At 62.2% G+C, this 781-nt stretch carries 1 protein-coding gene and 1 pseudogene; one reads left to right on the forward strand and one right to left on the reverse strand.

Annotation, left to right across the window (positions count from 1 at the left end; genetic code table 11):
- The coding region (locus EOA27_RS38670; RefSeq protein WP_189562385.1) for a SurA N-terminal domain-containing protein at positions 1 to 548 on the reverse strand (548 nt) is incomplete at its 3' end.
- Positions 549 to 691: 143 nt separating this feature from the next.
- Between EOA27_RS38670 and EOA27_RS38675 the strand changes: the two are divergent.
- Positions 692 to 781 (forward strand): annotated as a pseudogene (locus tag EOA27_RS38675) (triose-phosphate isomerase); the annotation flags it as partial.

The raw sequence follows: 781 nt of genomic DNA on the forward strand, positions 1-781 counted from the left end.
GCCTTGAGGAAGGTCTGCGGCACTTTCAGCCCGTCGGAGATCGCCTCGACGATTTGCTGGCGCACGGCCACCTGCGAGCGGTTCTTGAGATAATCCTCGGGCCGCATGTTGAGCTGGCGAAGGAGGTATTCGAACGTCCGGCGATCGAACTGGCCGCTGGGGCCCTTGAAAGCCGGATCCTCGCGCGTCAGTTCGGCCAGCCGGTCCTTGGAAAGGCCGAGGCCGAGCTTGCGCGCCTGTTCGTCGAGCACAGCGCCCGACACGAGCTGCGCCAGCACCTGATTGTCGACACCGAGCAGCTTGGCCTGTTCCTGGGTGACGCGCTGGCCATATTGCTGCGACAACATCGAGAGCTGACGATCGTAGGCGAGGCGGTATTCGTTGATCGAGACCTCGGTGCCGCCGGCAGTGATCACCGCGTGATGGCCGCCCAGAACGCCGCCCACCATGCGCGTGGTAATGCCCCAGGCGGCAAAGCTCAGGACCAGCAACAACAGCAGCGCTTTCGCGACCCAGGTGCCCGCCGCGCTTCTCAATATACCAAGCATGCATACTTCCGAGTTTTGCGCATTTTCGCGTGCGCCGAGTCTGAAACAAGCGCAATAGCGCCCTTCCGGTCCACTGTCGATTGCTTTGTGACCTGATTTTGGTAGTGAGGGCGCTGCTTAATGTCGCTCGGAGAACGCGTCCCATGACCCCTGGAATCCGCCCCCTTGTCGCCGGCAACTGGAAAATGAACGGCACCAGCGCCTCGCTCAACGAGCTGCGGTCGATCGGCAAC

It is taken from the genome of Mesorhizobium sp. M2A.F.Ca.ET.037.01.1.1, from assembly GCF_003998075.1.
GTDB lineage: Bacteria > Pseudomonadota > Alphaproteobacteria > Rhizobiales > Rhizobiaceae > Mesorhizobium.